Here is a 1,032-nt window from a genome sequence, read left to right as displayed (position 1 = left end):
GAAAGCGCCATCTGTCAAAGTAACCAATCAACCAAACCTGCATCCAATGCGGTCTTTGCAAATGAAGGCATTAGGGAATAAGCGGGGTGCCATCTGCTGGGTTAATCCAATAGACGGGCACAAGGTCGGAAACATAAACAACCGTTTGTTACCAACCCGGATTTCAAGAAGCGGACATTCGCGCAGCGAATGGTCACTGCATCGTGCCTTCTCCTTGTGTTCCTCATAACCCCCATATGTGCACGTTCGGGGCGGTTGAGCCGACTGGGTTATTGCAACTGGTGCGCAAAGGCTAACTGAGCAACCTTTGTCGTTGAGGACAAGTTTGAGCGCTCATTTTGACAATTGCAGCGATTTTGTCGTCAGCGACAAATAGTTTGCATTTGGTGCCGCTCTTGCCATATCTTGTCGTTAGGGACAAGAGGTGCAAATGGAGCGGTATGCGAACCAAAAATGGCCCCACATAGTGGGCGCCAACATTCGGAAAGCTCGGAGCGACCAACGGCTGACGCTCAACGACTTGTCACGTCTGTCCGGCGTCGAAGCGGCTAGTCTATCCAAGATCGAAAATGGGAAGCGAGACCCAAGGCTGTCCACTCTTGTGGAGATTGCGAAGGCACTCCGCACAGACCTGCCGATACTATTTCAGTCCCAGGGTGATGGTATGGCCAAGGAAATCAAGTTGAGCCAGGATGGATATGACCTGGACGGCGAATGATGGACAGCCAAAACAGCATCTCGGTTTTCTACGGCAACTTTACCATTGGGCAGATCGACGTTGATGCAGCGGGTGAACTGTCGTTCCGATATAATCCGAAGTGGTTGGCAACCAAAGGCGCATTTCCGCTGTCTGTGACCATACCACTTCGGCCAGAGTCGGTCGCAGCACCGGTGATTACCCCTTGGCTGGCCAACCTGCTGCCAGAGGAACAGCAACTTCTTGCACTGTCGCGGGCGCTTGGTTTGGCCTCATCAGACGCCCTGGCTATCTTAATGGAGATCGGCGGGGACACGGCGGGTGCGATTTCCGTC

At 53.1% G+C, this 1,032-nt stretch carries 2 protein-coding genes; both read left to right on the top strand.

The genetic code is table 11. The features are described from left to right. The first annotated feature begins 430 nt into the window (after positions 1–430). A complete protein-coding gene (locus ACR1XY_RS24585) occupies positions 431–718 on the top strand; it encodes a helix-turn-helix domain-containing protein (protein WP_480424825.1) in 288 nt (95 codons plus the stop codon). Then, positions 715–1,032: HipA N-terminal domain-containing protein (locus tag ACR1XY_RS24580; RefSeq protein WP_480597437.1), on the top strand; the 318-nt coding region annotated here is incomplete at its 3' end. The genes ACR1XY_RS24585 and ACR1XY_RS24580, both read left to right, overlap by 4 nt.

The organism is Ruegeria sp. AD11(2025) (assembly GCF_056542405.1).
Note: the sequence above shows the minus strand (reverse complement) of the source record. Positions and strands in the feature narration are given on the sequence as shown.

Coding starts and splice junctions, on each gene's coding strand:
- ACR1XY_RS24585 (WP_480424825.1), top strand. CDS start 431: ATGGAGCGGTATGCGAACCAAAAATGGCCCCACATAGTGGGCGCCAAC.